Origin of the sequence: Pseudoalteromonas phenolica (assembly GCF_044788725.1) — a bacterium.
GTDB classification, from domain to species: domain Bacteria; phylum Pseudomonadota; class Gammaproteobacteria; order Enterobacterales; family Alteromonadaceae; genus Pseudoalteromonas; species Pseudoalteromonas phenolica_C.
On record NZ_CP173162.1, the window covers coordinates 309538 to 325512 of the forward strand.

The window sequence follows — 15975 nt, forward strand, 5'->3', positions numbered from 1 at the left end:
TCACCATTGTATAGGCTGGCCTTGCCAGTCGAGATAATTAATTAAATCGTTACTGTTCGATTCAACGATTTGGTTAAATAAGCACTTGGCAACAAACTCAGGTTCAAACAATTTGTCTGCCGGTACATTTTTTTGAAAAGGTTTAGACAGCGGGGTGTCTGTGGTACCCGGGTGGAAAAGTAACACCGTACTTTGAGGGCTTTGACGTTTTAATTCAATCGCAAAACTTTTCATCATCATATTAAGAGCAGACTTTGAGCTTCGGTAGCTGTACCAACCACCTAGTCCGTTATCTTCTATACTTCCCACACGGGCAGACAGTGCTGTGACTACACATTCATCAGAGCGCTTGAGCAATTTAACGAGATGCTTAAGCCAAAGCATGGGGGTAATGACATTCGAATTGAACAGCGACTGAGCATAAGCTGGGTCAAATTGTCGGATGCTCTTTTCTGGGCCATGGAAGTCTGAATGTAATTGACCATTAAAAAATGTGATGGTTTTTATTCTTACAGTTTCAGATAAATAAGCAGTTTGAAAAGTCGATACAGAGTCAGAGATTGATTCATCAGTGTAATTTGTGGTGAAGTGATGAATATTCTCTGAATCAAAATTTAATGACTTCTGGCTAAAACTGACCACTAAGTCATCAGGATTTTGTTCGTTAAGTTTATTAATAAACGCTAAAGCAATTTTACTGCTCGCACCGATAACAAGATGCAGTGATTTATCTTTGGCATTGTCCATTATTACACCCGTCTTTGACTATAAAGCGTGAAATCTTCATTCTATGTTTGGCAAAAAATAAATAGCCTTTATCGGCGAACCACTTTATTGGTTGTACTCTTAACAATTTCAACCAAGGGTATTTACCAACAGTTTGCCAAGCTTGTACGTTTGCGTCTAAGCCTAGCAATAACCTGCCATCATCAGCGTAGCCATGTAATATTTTCAATGTATCTGACTTGGTTATGTTTGGATAAAGTCGTTTGAAATCGAGCTCATGAATGTCATGTACATTTATTAACGTTAGCTTGTTTTCAAAATCATATTGTTTCAGCTTTTGCATCTCTTTAGCACAAAGTGGGCAAAGACCATCGTAAAGTAGCTGCATTATCTTTATGTCGCTAAGTAATTAAGTAGTTAAATTTACGCTTAAAATTCATAATGGGATCACTCGATTTCCCTTTAATTCTCTGTATAGTGAAGAATGATTTTTAGACAATTTGTATTTTTAGAAAAGCAAATAAAAGGAGTCATTATGGGAGAGCAGTACGAAAGCCTCAGAGCGAATGTAAGCCAGTTAGGTGGCTGTCTGGGTCGTATCATCCAGCAAACATTGGGTGAGGGGATGTTAGAAAAGATTGAACAAATTCGTCTTCTAGCTAAGTCATCTCGCCAAGGTGATACCGATGCTCGAGCTACATTGCTTGATACTTTACATAGCCTCACGGATCAAGAATTACTGCCCGTTGCACGTGCATTTAACCATTTCTTAAATCTCGCTAATGTAGCAGAACAGTTCCACACTATTTCAGTAACAGGCGCGCCTGATGGTATTTATAAAGCATTAAATGATCAGGTCGATAAGCTTGCTGCTATGTTAGCAATTGGTGAGTTAAATTCTGATCAAGTTGAGCAAGTACTAACTGGCTTAGATATTGATTTGGTTCTAACAGCCCATCCTACCGAAGTAACACGAAGAACCATAATCAACAAACATGTGCAACTGAGTGATTGCTTAGCTGCGTTAGAGCTGCAATGCTTAGACGTCGATGAACGTAAGATAATTATTAGCCGTATAGAGCAGCTAATCAGTCAAGCTTGGCATACTAATGATATTCGTGCTAAACGCCCAACTCCCCTAGATGAGGCTAAGTGGGGTTACGCGGTTATTGAAAACAGTTTATGGCATGCCGTACCTCAATTTATTCGTTACTTTAACCAAGTTACTCAAGAAAAATTAGGTATTCAACTTAAGAAAATTAATAGCCCAATTCGTTTTACGTCATGGATGGGCGGCGACAGAGATGGCAACCCATTTGTAACCTCAGAGGTAACCCAATCAGTGTTAGATCACGGTCGTTGGATGGCGATTGATTTAATCTCCCGTGACATAGATATGCTCAGTAGTGAACTGTCTATGTATCAAGCTGATGACGCAGTAAAAACATTGATAGGGGAGCAAAATGAACCTTACAGATATATTCTTAAGCAATTAAAGCATGAACTTGATGAAACTATTCAAGCGCTCGAGAACAAAATAAAAGGTGTAATGGGGTCAGAGCAAGAAGTGATCACACATATTGAGCAGGTAAAGTCACCGCTTACGCTCATTTATAACTCGCTCAACAACTGTAATATGTCGCAAATCGCAGATGGACTGCTGCTAGATACGTTACTCAGAATAGAGTGCTTTGGCATTAATTTATGTAGTCTGGATATTCGCCAAGATTCAGCAAGACATGCTGATGCGATTGCTTCTATTGTTGAACATTTGGAACTGGGCGACTATAACGCTTGGAGCGAAACGCAGAAACAACAGTTTTTAACTAAAGAATTAGCCTCTAAAAGGCCTTTATTGCCACAAAATTTTTCAGCGCCTGATGAAGTTAATGAAGTTTTAAAAACTTGCCAGCTAGTAAGTCAACAAACACCTGATAGGTTAGGAATTTATATCATTTCAATGGCGCAATACGCCTCTGATGTATTGGCCGTGAAGCTTCTTTTAAAAGAAACAGGTTGTGGCTTCAACCTACCCGTTGCGCCGTTGTTTGAAACTTTGGATGACTTAAACCGTGGGGCAGATGTTATAACCCAATTGTTAGCCTGTGATTGGTATCGAACTGATATCAATCACAAGCAATATGTGATGATAGGCTATTCAGACTCAGCAAAAGATGCGGGTATGATGGCGGCTGGTTGGGCACAATATCAAGCCATGGATAAGTTACTTAAAGCTGCGAAAGATTTTGGCGTTGAGCTGGTATTGTTCCATGGTAGAGGGGGAACGGTTGGTCGTGGCGGAGCACCTGCAGCACAAGCATTACAATCTCAACCTCCTGGCAGTTTAAGTAACGGATTGCGCGTCACCGAGCAGGGCGAAATGATCCGTTTCAAATATGGATTACCCAAAGTCGCTGTGCAAAGTTTCTCAATTTATACCAGTGCAATTATTGAAGCGAACTTAACACCTGTGCCTTCACCTAAAGCACATTGGATTGAGGTCATTGAGTTGATCGCTAAAGAATCTTGTGATTATTATCGCCAAGTAGTTAGAGAAAACCCTGAATTTGTTTCTTATTTCAGACAAGTCACTCCAGAGCTAGAACTTTCTAAGTTACCACTCGGTTCTCGACCTTCTAAACGTAATCCTAATGGGGGAGTTGAGAGTCTAAGGGCCATTCCGTGGATATTTGCTTGGAGTCAAAACAGATTGATGCTGCCAGCTTGGCTTGGTGTGTATCAAGGCTTACAAGCCGCAATTGATAAATACGGCGTTGAAATGTTGCATGAAATGCGTGAGCAATGGCCGTTTTTTAGAACACGATTAGAAATGCTTGAAATGGTGTTTTGTAAAACAGACAGCTGGCTTTCTGAGCATTATGAAAAAGTGTTAATGACCAAAGATGCAAAAGGCTTGGGCGAGCAATTAAGAGAAGATCTCAAATCAGCTCAAGTTCTGATAACGCAATTGGCACCTGATCATACATTATTACTTGAGCAGCCTTGGTTGAGGCAGTCTTTACAATTAAGAAACCCTTATATTGATCCACTTAACTTACTTCAAGTTGAATTGTTAAAGCGTACTAGAGAGCATGAAAATGATCTGATTGATCAAGCTCTTATGGTCACTATGACTGGGGTTGCAGCGGGCATGAGGAATTCAGGATAAAAACTCGTTAAACAAAGTGATAAGTTTTGATCAAATGTTAACCTAAAAGTAAAAGCATGAGTTTAAAACTCATGCTTTTTTCTATTTTTACACATGGAATTGGTTTTTTTGTATTAATTTTATTGACTGTTTAGTTTGTATACATAGAATCTCATCCGACGTCTGTGCCCGTCGTCATTCGAACTAAATTTGCTTCAATTTAAACAACACTTAAATTGTTCAAGTAAAGCAAGCCCTAAAATCGAATATCGTTTTAAAATCATTGGGAACTTTTGGGTAGAAGGAGAAGACGTTTATTAAGATGACACGTTATTCGAGGACCTATGCAAACGCTTTCTACCAGTATTACTTATGATGAATCAACTTCGCTTGTTATGATGACGCTTAGAGGCGTTGTGACAGCGGATGATGTGATAAAAACTTATCAAAGAGCCAACACCTATGCTCAAAATTATAAGTCTTCAAAATTGCTGATAGATGTTACTGAGCTTGAGCATAACTTTGCTGCTATCGATATTGTGTCATTAATGCCTAAAGTTGCAAATGCTTTACAAAATATAAAGCTGGCACGTGTTGTTAGCTTTGATGGCTATATGCATGATTTGTTTTTGCAAAAGGCAAAACGATTCGGCATTACAGTAGAAAACTTTGACTGTTTTAAGAGTGCAAAGCATTGGTTGTCTAACTCAGTATAAAGGGATAAACTATTCGGCCGTTTTCGCAGAGTGTGGCATTTTTATGCTGATCATTTCCAAAGAAATAGAACAAAAAATACAACAAACAGTTAAGAGTTCGAACGGTGTCTTACCAAAACCATTGCTAGATATGTTAATGGGTGAGTTTTCAGTAGACATCGAAACATTGTTGCAGTCTTTGTTACCAATAGCTGCTACATTTTCAATTGCGCCAGTATCAAATTTTAATGTAGGCGCGATTGCTTATAATAAAAATTCAGGTAACGCTTACCTAGGATCAAACCTAGAATTTAATCATGCAGCTTTATGTCTAGTTGTTCATGCAGAGCAATCTGCAATTAATACAGCATGGCTCAATGGTGAAACCCAGTTAACTCATCTAGCTATCACAGATGCGCCATGTGGCCATTGTAGACAATTCATCAATGAGGTTAATTTAGCTCAGCAGATACAAATTTTGCTACCTCAAGTGAGCACATCACTGAATGAATTATTACCGCATTCCTTCGGTCCGGCAGATTTGGGCAATAAAACCCGTTTACTTGACAAAGAAGAGATGCAAACTGTTGATACAAGCTTAGAGATATCTACAGAGCTCAAGTCTCATTATAATAGTTCCTATGCGCCTTATTCAGGTAACAAATCAGCGGTTGAGATAAAAACGGCTAAGCATGGAAGTTTTTATGGCCGCTACGCTGAGAATGTTGCCTATAACCCGAGCCTCTCACCATTACAAAGTGCGCTTAGCCAAATGGCGCTATCTGGACTGGATCTTGATGAAGTTGAAGTGGTCGAAATTACGTTGGTGGAAACTGAGCAATATAAAAATCAATCGGGTGTGGCCGATGTAGTATTGAACAGTTTTACGGGCAAATATGAAATAAAAAAAGCGTATGTGAGCTAGGCTTACATACGCTTTTTCAGAATTTTAGAAACTATTTTTCTAGTACAATTTCTGCAGCTTTTAGAACAACAGCAATTGCTTTTTGTTCAACCTCTTGATGGTCGACATTTGGAATTTCTTGACGTGTTCTATTCACTAGTACACCAGCAATACAAGCCGCCTTTAAGCCCAATGCTGCGCACATAGTAAATAAAGTTGCAGATTCCATTTCATAATTCATGACATTTAATTTTTGCCATTCTTCACAGCTGCCTTGGAATGCCTTATTCACATAACCAGAGTATGTATCGTAGCGCTCTTGACCTGGGTAAAAAGTATCACTCGAAGCGGTAATGCCAGCATGATATGTCACCCCAATTTCTTCACATGCTTGAACCATTGCAGAAGTCGAGTGGAAGTCAGACACTGCAGGGTAAGACAGTGGAGCAAAGTGCTGGCTTGCACCGTCAAGTCTAACTGATGCGGTGCTTACTAAGATATCGCCTTCATTGATATGAGGCTGGATGGCACCTGTAGTACCAATACGTAAAAAGGTTCTTACGCCAAGCTGAGCTAGCTCTTCTACTGCAATTGATGTAGAAGGCCCGCCAATGCCAGTTGAGCAGATCACGACAGGCTGTTGTTTTAATTCTGCAAGATAAACGTGAAACTCTCGAGTTTTAGCAAGGCAAATGCTTTTTTCAAGTTTGTTGGCAATACGCTCAGCTCTTTCAGGATCGCCTGGCACAATTGCTAACTTAGCACCTTTAAGTTGTTCGGTGCTTAGGCCCAAATGAAATACCTTATCCATAGTAAACCTTATTTGATTCTAAAGCCGTAGTTTGAAAGATTAATAATTAAAGTACAGGACAGATGTCCGATTAGTGTTGTGCCAGATCATACATTACCTTGCAAGATTGGAGTTGTTCTTCTAAACATTAATATAGACGCAACAATGAGGGTCCATTATGCCAGCTTCACCACCAATTGATAAACATACAGAATTTGCTCGCTGTCTCGAAAGTAACAAAATTAGTTCACTTGCACCATTTCATTGGCTATCTCTTGCTATAGCAGATATGGTGAGAGCACCATTGCTAAGCTTAATCTACGGGCTCGTTTTTACTGTTATACCGGTTACTATTTTATATTTAATTTACCAACTCGATACTCATTTAGTAATTCTACCCGCTGCCGTTGCGTTTGCATTGATCGGACCTGCATTTGCTGCTGGACTTTATGATGTTGCATGGGAGCTTGAAAAGGGTCACACGCCAACTTTGAGTCACAGCTTAAAATCTATGTTCAGAAACCCAGCTGGAGAATGGGGGTTTGCGATCCTGCTTATGGTTATTATGATTGTTTGGATGCGTTTAGCAGCACTTGTCCACGCCTTATACCCGAATGTACCAAACCCAACGTTTGAGCAACTGCAATCTTTCTTAGCACTAGGTAGTTTAATCGGCGGCATTTTGCTGGTTAGTGTTTTTGCTATTTCAGCATTTACACCGCAAATTATGATGGAGCGAAGAGTAGATATAATGACGGCAGTTGTGTCTTCGATTAATGCGGTCAAAAACAATGCTTCGGCCATGGTTGTGTGGGCATTGATAATTTTATTCTTAGTCTTATTTGGTTTTGTTACAGGTGGTACAGCCTTCATCGTTATTATGCCATTGTTGAGTTATGCAAGTTGGCATGGCTATATCGCAATTATAAAGACCAAGAAACCAAGGGGTTATGAGTAAAATATTCAGTTTCTTTGAATATAAAACCAAAGGCAGTTTTGTTCTGAAACTGCCTTTATTGACATAAAACGACAGCATGCTATACCTCTGCCCATAAACAAAAATTCTGTTTTACCAATTCAATCGCATTTATACATAACATACTGAATTTGATGAAGTAAAAAATTAATTCACGAGTTTGTAGACATATTTTGTTTGAACACAAAAAAGCATAAAGGTTTTGGTAAGGCATTTTTTCTTAACAAAGTTTTAGCATGAATATGCAAAAGCAAGCAGAGGTTTCTATGAGTATTAGCAAAGAACAATTTTATAATAAAATGACCCAATGTTTATGTCCTCCGGGAGATGGCGTGTTTACTGTTAATACCGCGAAAGAAAGAAAAGACGCATTAAGAACAAAACTTTATGGGCAAACAGAAGGCATTGAGCAGATCTGGAAAGAGTCGCTACTGAAGATTGAAGAGTCAGAGCATAAAGCAGCAATTTTAGGTATCAGCTCAGACTGCGGCGGCGGTATTTTAAGAGGCGCGAACTGGGGGCCATTATTTCTAAGAAGCACTTTAATTGAGCAGCAGCCTCATATCGATGCGTTTGATTTAGGGGATGTTCGTGTTATTCCACATCTACTGCATGATAAATATTTGAATGAAGGGACGATAGAGAATTGTCAAAAGGCGCTTTATCAAAGTACGGAAGAGGGTTATCACGTATCACCTTTATCAATTACTGAAGATGTGTGTGATGGTTTCTATCAGCATTATCCAAACAAGGGTATTTTTGGTATTGGTGGCGATCACTCGATTAGTTATCCATTAACAAAGTCGTATTTGAAAGCGAAAAGAGATGCGGGTAAACGTACTGCAATCATTCACTTTGATGCGCATACTGATTTATTGGTAGAGCGTTTGGGTATCGATTTATGTTTTGGTTCTTGGTGTACACACATTCTTGAGTTTTTACCTGCACCGCATCATTTAATTCAGTTTGGTATTCGCTCAAGTGGTAAAGATAAGTCTCACTGGGAATCTACGTTTGGTGTAAAGCAGCACTGGGCACATGAGATCAGAGAGCGCGGTGCTCAAGCAATAGTTGATGAGGTTATCGCACAGCTTCAAGCTGATAATGTCGATGAGTTGTATGTTAGTTTTGATATTGATGCATTAGATGAACAATGGGCATCTGCAACTGGTACGCCAGAAGGTAATGGCATGACCCCTGATGAAGCAATGACTATTTTAAAGGCACTGTCTGAACGCTTCCCAATCACAGGTGCGGACATGATGGAAATCGCCCCATTTACCGACAGCTCGCTAGTTGGACAATCTAGTTCAGAGACTACCTTAAGAGAAGGTGCAAAAATATCAGCATTTCTTCTAGATGCGATTAATAGAAGTTAAGCTATAGTATTAGGTGGTGGAATTTGTAATTCACCACCTTTTTATTTTATAGGGAGCGATATGAAAGCATCTTTGTTCTTAATTATATTTTTGTTATCAACAAATTCATTTGCTTTTACTTTGAATATTGTCACTGAGCAATTTCCTACCTACCAATATCTTGACGAAAATGGCAAATTGGTTGGGCCTTCGGTCGATAAGGTCACAGCAGTATTAGCGCACGCTGATGTTCCATATCAATTAAATGTAGAACCTTGGCATGTGGCTTACAATGCTGTAACGAGAAATCCTGAAACCTGTATTTTCTCAATTGGCAGGAATAATGAACGTGAAGATAAATTTAACTGGGTTTTTCCGGTTGGAAGATTTACGAGTTCATTCTACGCATTAAAAAGTAGACATTTGAAATTGTCAGTGCTTGAAGATGCCTTGAAATACCGTACAGCAGTGATTAGAAATAACTTTAGTCATCAGTATTTAAAAGAGAATGGTTTTACAGAGCAAGAGCAATTGGTGGTAATTTCGAGCTTCAGTAAAGTTCTTGAGATACTAGAGACGAGGAAAAACCAATTGGACTTAGTGGTGTTAGGAGATAGCCAAGTTCAAGATGCTTCTAAAAGCAATAAACTTATGCAGCATTTGGAGCCAGTGCTTAAACTTGACCATTTTGATGACCAGCTTTACTTTGCCTGTAATAAATCTGTTCCAGAGTATATTACAGACAAACTCATGAATTCATTCGAACAACTATCACTTCTTAATAGATGACCAGGTAAAGCCATGGAAAGTATCTATATAGAGCTGTTCAACTTTACCTCTAGCCCAAGGCGTTTTACGTAAAAACTTTAGGCTTGATTTGATACTTGGATCATGAGTAAAACAACGGATATTTACTATATTACCCATTTCTTCCCAGCCCAGTTTTTCTTCTAATCGGATTAAAATTTCTTCAAGCTTGATGCCGTGAAGCGGATTGTTTGGTTGTTCCATAAATAACTACGTCTTATTTAATTAATTCTGATTGATTTCTTTGATTTGTAGGGAATTACATGGCCATTATCATCTGCCATTCGCCATACAAGTTGTGCATTAGTTTGATTATCAAATTTACTTGCACAAATAAAAAGCTTATCTGCCATGACTAATAGTGCACCTTCACTATATTTATCATTTTTATACCAACAAACAGGACTTACATTTTCTAAAAATAAATTAGTTTTGTTACTGCTAGGATTAGCAGAACTTATTTGCAGGTAAAATGTCGAAACGAAAAACAGACAGATAAAACTAAATTTGTTGTAAGTCATGGCATAACTCCTATTTTTAGCTACTCTTAGTCTAGTTCATTGTTAATTGAACTCATATTACCACAACAACAATAATTTATTGGGAGAGGTTATGGCTATAGACAGTAATTTTATGGCTGAGTTGACTTTATTAGCAAAATTTCCGCGCTCTAGCATGCAAAAAGGGATTAAAATTCATAAAGATGCCGATCCTAGTTTGATTGACGCTGCAGAAAGGCTTTATAAAAAAGGTGTTATTGACAGTCCTGATGGTGGGTATTTAACTGACTTAGGGCTAGATTTAATCGGACATTTAGATCAAGTACATTGTGCGCTTCAATAAGCGCACAACGAGTTATTCACTATGCGGCATCAAATTGGTTTTCTGGTGCTGCATCTATAAATGCTTGAACTGTATTGCAATGTTTATAAACGGCGTCAATTTTAGGAAATTGGCTCATATCAACATTGAATCTTAATGCATTGAAAACTTGGGGTATTAAACAGGCGTCGGCAAGCGTTGGCTTATCGCCAAAACAGAATTTATCACCAGTAATCAGGTTTTCAATTTTCTTAAATCCTTCTATTACCCAATGTCTATACCAAGCATTCTTTTGCTCATCATCTACATTCAGTTCACTCGAAAGGTATTTAAGAACTCGCAAGTTATCTATTGGGTGAATATCACAAGCAATTGCATAGCAAAAACTTCTTACTTGGGCTTTTTGCCACGCATCGGAAGGTAATAATGGCGTCTCAGTATGGGTTTCTTCTAACCATTCTAAAATAGCTAAAGATTGAGCTAAAACACCTTGTTCAGTTTCTAAAGCAGGTAGTAAACCTTGACTATTTTTGTTGGTGTATTGTTCACTTGTTTGTTCAGCTTTCAAAAGGTTAACTGCTGACATTTCATGTGCAATACCTTTTAAATTTAATGCGATCCGAACTCGATAAGCTGCTGAAGAGCGAAAATAGGTGTAAAGTTTCATATTCAGTTCCTTAATCACGACAAAGGCACGCAATTGCGTGCCTAGAATTTATTACATTATAGAAAGCTTAAGCGCCTTTAAAGTATTTTTTGATACCTTTCCAACAGTCAAGATAGTTCTGTTGTCTTTCTTTGCCTTCAAGCGCATATTTTGTAGGAGATATCACATAACGTGACTCAAACATGAAGGCTAAAGTGTTCTCGTATCTTTGAGGCTCAAGTTCTGCATTTGACGCTTTTTCGAACACATCTGCTTCAGGTCCGTGAGGAGACATACAATTGTGTAAGCTCATGCCACCAGGGACAAAACCATGTTCTTTAGCATCATACACGCCTTCAATTAAGCCCATAAACTCACTCATAATGTTACGGTGATAATATGGTGGGCGGAAAGTATCTTCAGCAACCATCCAACGAGGAGGGAAGATCACAAAGTCGACATTGGCAACGCCGGCTGTACCAGAAGGAGAAGTTAATACTGTGAAAATTGACGGATCAGGGTGGTCAAAACTAACGGTGTTCATGACGTTGAAACGCGAAAGGTCATATTTATAAGGCGCGCTATTACCTGTCCAAGCTACAACGTCTAGTGGTGAGTGACCAATGTCACAGCGGAATAGGTTACCGTTAAACTTAGCCACAAGCTCAAAGTCACCTTCAAGATCTTCGAACGCTGCTACAGGATACTGGAAGTCACGCTCATTAGTGTAACCATTCGCGCCTACAGGACCACGCTCAGGCAGAATGTAAGGGTGGCCGTAGTTTTCACAAATATAGCCACGAATACTGTCGCCAATTACTTCAACTGAGAACTTGATACCACGTGGAATAACTGCAATTTCGCCCGGCTTTACTGCAAGTTTACCGCACTCAGTATGTAAAACCATTTCGCCTTGTTGAGGAACGAATAGCAATTCACCATCGGCATTATAAAAATAACGACCTTGCATTGATTTATTTGCAACGTAAACATGAATGCCAATGCCTACTTGGCCATTAGCGCTGCCATTTGCTGCCATGGTCACTAGGCCATCAACAAAGTCTGTTGCTTCACTTGGGATGTCGATAGGGTTCCAACGTAGCATAGTTGGTGGCGTTGGTACCTCAGTAATCGGCGCGGTTCTTAATAAACCATTATCCATCGACGTGTAGTCGCCTTGAACAACTGAAGGGCGGATACGGTAAAACCAATTTCGACGATTATCAGCACGAGGTGCTGTAAACGCTGTAACATTGAATTGTTCGGCATATAGATCATATTTTACTTTTTGAGGTGAGAATTGACCTATTGGTAATGCACCTGGTAAAGCTTCGGTTTCAAACTCGTTACCAAAGCCTGTTAGGTATTGAAATTCAGTACTCATTAATTCGACTCCGTTGATGTTTGCAATTAAGATACTCTCATGTGAGACTATATTCAATTTGAACAATGAAATTCACTTGTAAAATATAGTTTACAGTATTTTGTATATGCAGAATTTATAAGACACTTTATGTTAGAGAACACTCAATTTTTACCTTATCAACTTGTCCATTTAGCCAGCAAAGTGAGTGACAACTTTGCGCAAGTTTATAAGCAAGAAGCTAATTTAACGACACCACAGTGGCGAGTGATGGCACATTTAGCTAGGGGAAGTTTTAGTGCGAAGCAATTATGTGAATTTGCTCGGATAGATAAGTCAACGATATCTAGAGCAATAAAGCAGTTAGAAGAACGAAAATATATTGAACTGAAAACAGATATAAATGATAAGCGAAGTAAAGTTCTAAATCTGACTACAAAGGGGTTAGAAGTCTATGAGCGATTATCTGTGCTCGCACAAGAATGGGAGAGGGCTTTAATGCAAAGTCTAACAGAGCATGAGCAAACAACGCTGAAACAGGTATTAGCAAAGCTGAATACAAGCATATGAAAAAAGGCCAACATAAGTTGGCCTTTAGAGATTCTATCTAGGGATTAGATTAGAAATCGTATTTAACACCGATGCGAATTTCCCAAAGTGAAGGGCGTATTTCAAAATCAGTACCGCTTGGGTTGTTGAATTTAACAAACTCATATTGACCAAGGTCGTTGATCTTAGCTGTGACAGCGTCTTGCATTGGGTCACCTTTATAAAGTACACCCCAATCGTCATTTAAGAAGTTACCAACATTTTTGATTACGAAGAATGCAGAACCTTTATGACCATCAACAAAACCACCGAAGTCTTGCTCAACTTTTAAGTCAAAAGTTGTCCACCAAGCACCATCGACAGAGTTACGGTTAGTGATCTCACCACGTTTCAGACCTTCTTGAGCAACCCAAGAGTCAAATGCTGCTTTATCAAAGCCATCAGCATATACTACGCGTTCGTCGTTTTCTTCAGGAACATATAGCAGGTCACGTGCAGTATCAGCATAACCAAACATATGTGTATTATCGAATACATAAGAATACGGGTTAGTCTGGCTTGCTTGACCAAATAGGCTAAACTTAGTGTCAAGACCTTCAATTAATTGAGTTGTATATGAAAGTGACAACGTGAAACGGTGAGGAATTTCATAATTTGACGTTGTTAAGTTTGGTGCTTGAGAATTTGCCGTTGCAATACCATGATAATTAGAGAATGCAACAGAGCTCGTCATTGGATGAATATCTTTAGACACTGTATAAGCATAAGATAATGCAACATCTAAACCGTTATCAAATGACTTATTCATACCAAACGAAAGAATATGTGAATAAGCATCGTCACCCTTAACATTAGTCAGCATTAAGTCAGATTTACCGCGGTGCAAATCATCTGAATAAATCGGACGACCATCAGGAGCTACCCCTGATTTTGCTAATGTTAAATTACTCACGTAAGCTGAGTTACGCTTATCTGTGTATAGGTAGTCAGCGGTGAAAATATAATCATCTTGAGTGACGTAAGTTGCACCTAAAGATAATTTCCACTCAGATGGAATTTCAAAATCAGGGTCTGTAACGTTCGTGTTATCGTCTGTTACACCTGCAGAAATTACATCATATAACTCTTGTGGAATGGCATAACCTGCTTTACCGCCATCAACAAATGCAACAGCATCTGGGCCAAGTAGTTGCATATTTTTGATATTTTTCTGAATGTTTAGTACACCATCATTTGAATAACTATTCGAAATCCAAACGTTCGGGTTACCACCAGAGTAAAGACCAATACCACCACGAAGTTCTAATTGGTCGTCATATACCCAGTTAAAACCAAGACGTGGTTGTAATAAACTAACACCGTCTAGGTTTTGAGCGTTAGAGAATCCAAAACGGTTTTCGAAGTTTTGATTGTGCGTTGGTAAATCGTTACTAGTGTACCAGTCATAACGTAAACCTGCAGTGATAGTTACATCATAATCTTCAAGATCGAACTTATCTTGAACATAAAGAGTATTTAGCGCGTATTTGAATTCACCAGCTGCATCTACTGGGTTGTGTGATTTTGCGTTTCCGTAATAAACGCGTGCAAGGCCTTGTTTATAATATTCAACTCCTGAGACTGAACCATCTCTACTATTTAAAAAGCGATGTTCGCCTTCATTATGTTGAACAAACATATTAAATACATCTAGCTCTTCCATTTCGTAGCCGAATGTAATTTCATGCTCGTCTAGGTAATAAGTACCGCCTAGTTTTAGTGATAGGTTGTCGTACTTAAGCTTATTAGCTTGACGAGAGTCATCTGGACCCATGTAAACGGTAACGCCATTAGCAGTTTCAACTTGGAACTCACCAAAGCCAGACGCTCTATCTACAGATAACTGACGGTTATCAAGTTTAGAGTAGCCAACGCGTACTTCAGTTGAGAAATCGTCTGTCCAATCTGAATAAACAGTTGCTACATACGAATTTAATTCAGCACCACGCTCGTAGAAGTGATTTGATAGTGATAAACGAGAAGAGCCACCATCTGATGCACTCATTGAAAAACCATCATTCCAGTTATAAACGAACGTTGCACGGTGCATGTCGTTGATATTCCAGTCAAGTTTAACAAGAAGCTTTTCATCTTCAACAGGCATACTCGGGATCATGTAGCCAGGATCGTAATCATATTTTTCTTTTGTAATCGCTACAATTTCATCGATCTCAGCTTGAGTAATCTTACCGTTTGCAAAAGGAGAGTATTCAAATACTTGTGCACCTTCTAATTTTTCATAAGAAGTGAATAAGAAAAGAGTGTCTTCTACAAGCGGTAAACCCACGTTAAAACCGTAACGCTTTTCGTCATAGCTACCTAAAGCTTGCTTTTTGCCTTCAATCTTATCGCCAGATAATGAGTCGCTTGTGTAATCAAGGAACAAACCGCCTTTGATTTCATTTGAACCCGACTTAGTTACAGCATTGATATTACATGAAGTAAAACCGCCGTATTGCACGTCAAATGGTGCAAGCTCAACAACTACTTGGTCAATAGAGTCAAATGAGAAAGGCATTCTTTCTGTAGGGTAACCGTTTGAGTTAAGACCAAAGTTGTCATTCATACGAACGCCATCAACAGTTAAGCTGTTGAAGCGTGGGTTACCACCGGCACATTGAATTGCACCAGAACGAGATTCATCAACATAAATACGCGGATCTGCACGAACGATGTCTTTAAGATCACGATTAACCGCAGGTTTGTTTTGTAAATCAGCGAGAGAGAAATGCGTAGCTGGACCTGTTCCACCTGAGTTCATTGAAATTGGGCGACCTGTTACTACAATTTGCTCAATATCAGAAGGTGCTTTCAACTGAACGTTTACTGGGTATTCACTACCTAAGGTAAGGTAAACATTTTCGATAAGTTGGTCTTCAAACTTCGTTGAATCAACGATGATTTGGTATGGACCACCTACACGAAGACCCTTAGCAGTGAAATAACCCGCGTCGTTAACAGTGGCAACTTTTGTAGAACCTGTTGGTAAGTGCATGATTGTAACTGTAGTACCAGTAGCTGGGTTACCCTGAGGACCAACGATTTGACCTTTTACAGCTGAAGAGGTTTCGTTAGCAAACGCAGCGCCACTTGCACCAATGCCTGCGATAACTGCAAGCGATAGTGCCGTTTTGCGTAGTTGAGTTTTCATT

16 protein-coding genes are annotated in these 15975 nt (G+C 39.1%); 8 read left to right on the forward strand and 8 right to left on the reverse strand.

The features are described from left to right. Together ACH784_RS18995 and ACH784_RS19000 are read right to left on the reverse strand one after the other, a co-directional pair. Positions 1-747, reverse strand: a complete 747-nt coding sequence (locus tag ACH784_RS18995; RefSeq protein ID WP_404396631.1) for an SDR family NAD(P)-dependent oxidoreductase — start codon at positions 745-747, stop codon at positions 1-3. Beyond that, positions 728-1114, reverse strand: a complete 387-nt coding sequence (locus ACH784_RS19000; RefSeq protein WP_404396633.1) for a thiol-disulfide oxidoreductase DCC family protein — start codon at positions 1112-1114, stop codon at positions 728-730. Before ACH784_RS19000 ends, ACH784_RS18995 begins: the two co-directional genes overlap by 20 nt. Before the next feature lie 147 nt (positions 1115-1261). On the opposite strand from ACH784_RS19000, the gene ppc reads away from it, so the two are divergent. From ppc to cdd, 3 genes are all read left to right on the forward strand, one after another. Then, complete coding sequence (ppc, locus tag ACH784_RS19005; protein ID WP_404396635.1) at positions 1262-3895, forward strand: phosphoenolpyruvate carboxylase; 2634 nt, start codon at positions 1262-1264, stop codon at positions 3893-3895. Between the two features lie 323 nt (positions 3896-4218). Further along, on the forward strand, positions 4219-4590 hold the full coding sequence (locus tag ACH784_RS19010; protein ID WP_404396638.1) for a hypothetical protein: 372 nt from the start codon (positions 4219-4221) through the stop codon (positions 4588-4590). Between the two features lie 43 nt (positions 4591-4633). Next, positions 4634-5494: a cytidine deaminase gene (cdd, locus tag ACH784_RS19015; protein ID WP_404396641.1), complete on the forward strand. Its 861-nt coding sequence runs from the start codon at positions 4634-4636 to the stop codon at positions 5492-5494. A gap of 31 nt (positions 5495-5525) precedes the next feature. Here the strand turns inward: cdd and udp are convergent, their stop codons facing one another. Continuing rightward, positions 5526-6284: a uridine phosphorylase gene (gene udp, locus ACH784_RS19020; protein WP_404396643.1), complete on the reverse strand. Its 759-nt coding sequence runs from the start codon at positions 6282-6284 to the stop codon at positions 5526-5528. A 157-nt stretch (positions 6285-6441) separates the two neighbouring features. On the opposite strand from udp, the gene ACH784_RS19025 reads away from it, so the two are divergent. The 3 genes from ACH784_RS19025 to ACH784_RS19035 all read left to right on the forward strand — a co-directional run bounded on the left by ACH784_RS19025 (position 6442) and on the right by ACH784_RS19035 (position 9386). After that, positions 6442-7221, forward strand: coding sequence for a DUF2189 domain-containing protein (locus tag ACH784_RS19025; protein ID WP_404396646.1), 780 nt, complete (start codon positions 6442-6444; stop codon positions 7219-7221). A 284-nt stretch (positions 7222-7505) separates the two neighbouring features. After that, positions 7506-8618 carry an arginase family protein gene (locus ACH784_RS19030; RefSeq protein WP_404396989.1) on the forward strand — a complete coding sequence of 371 codons (1113 nt, stop codon included), beginning with the start codon at positions 7506-7508 and terminating at the stop codon, positions 8616-8618. 60 nt (positions 8619-8678) lie between these two features. Continuing rightward, a complete protein-coding gene (locus tag ACH784_RS19035; protein ID WP_404396648.1) occupies positions 8679-9386 on the forward strand; it encodes a substrate-binding periplasmic protein in 708 nt (235 codons plus the stop codon). Here the strand turns inward: ACH784_RS19035 and ACH784_RS19040 are convergent. Both ACH784_RS19040 and ACH784_RS19045 read right to left on the reverse strand, forming a co-directional pair. Further along, positions 9369-9608 carry a VF530 family DNA-binding protein gene (locus tag ACH784_RS19040; RefSeq protein WP_404396651.1) on the reverse strand — a complete coding sequence of 80 codons (240 nt, stop codon included), beginning with the start codon at positions 9606-9608 and terminating at the stop codon, positions 9369-9371. The genes ACH784_RS19035 and ACH784_RS19040 overlap by 18 nt on opposite strands. 17 nt (positions 9609-9625) lie before the next feature. Then, complete coding sequence (locus ACH784_RS19045) at positions 9626-9925, reverse strand: DUF1496 domain-containing protein (RefSeq protein WP_404396654.1); 300 nt, start codon at positions 9923-9925, stop codon at positions 9626-9628. Between the two features lie 91 nt (positions 9926-10016). Between ACH784_RS19045 and ACH784_RS19050 the strand changes: the two genes are divergently transcribed. Further along, positions 10017-10247, forward strand: a complete 231-nt coding sequence (locus tag ACH784_RS19050; RefSeq protein ID WP_404396656.1) for a TIGR02647 family protein — start codon at positions 10017-10019, stop codon at positions 10245-10247. 19 nt (positions 10248-10266) lie between these two features. On the opposite strand, the gene maiA is transcribed toward ACH784_RS19050, so the two are convergent. Continuing rightward, a complete protein-coding gene (maiA, locus tag ACH784_RS19055; protein ID WP_404396659.1) occupies positions 10267-10893 on the reverse strand; it encodes a maleylacetoacetate isomerase in 627 nt (208 codons plus the stop codon). 67 nt (positions 10894-10960) lie between these two features. Beyond that, the gene (hmgA, locus tag ACH784_RS19060) at positions 10961-12256 is read right to left on the reverse strand and encodes a homogentisate 1,2-dioxygenase (RefSeq protein ID WP_404396662.1); all 1296 of its coding nucleotides are present in this window, start codon (positions 12254-12256) and stop codon (positions 10961-10963) included. Between the two features lie 129 nt (positions 12257-12385). Here hmgA and ACH784_RS19065 point away from each other — a divergent pair, with 129 nt between their 5' ends. Continuing rightward, the gene (locus ACH784_RS19065; RefSeq protein WP_404396665.1) at positions 12386-12805 is read left to right on the forward strand and encodes a MarR family winged helix-turn-helix transcriptional regulator; all 420 of its coding nucleotides are present in this window, start codon (positions 12386-12388) and stop codon (positions 12803-12805) included. A 49-nt stretch (positions 12806-12854) separates the two neighbouring features. Here ACH784_RS19065 and ACH784_RS19070 read toward each other — a convergent pair whose 3' ends face one another. Further along, positions 12855-15974 (reverse strand): carboxypeptidase regulatory-like domain-containing protein, encoded by a 3120-nt coding sequence (locus ACH784_RS19070; protein ID WP_404396668.1) that lies wholly within the window; start codon positions 15972-15974, stop codon positions 12855-12857. Between the last annotated feature and the right edge of the window lies 1 nt (position 15975).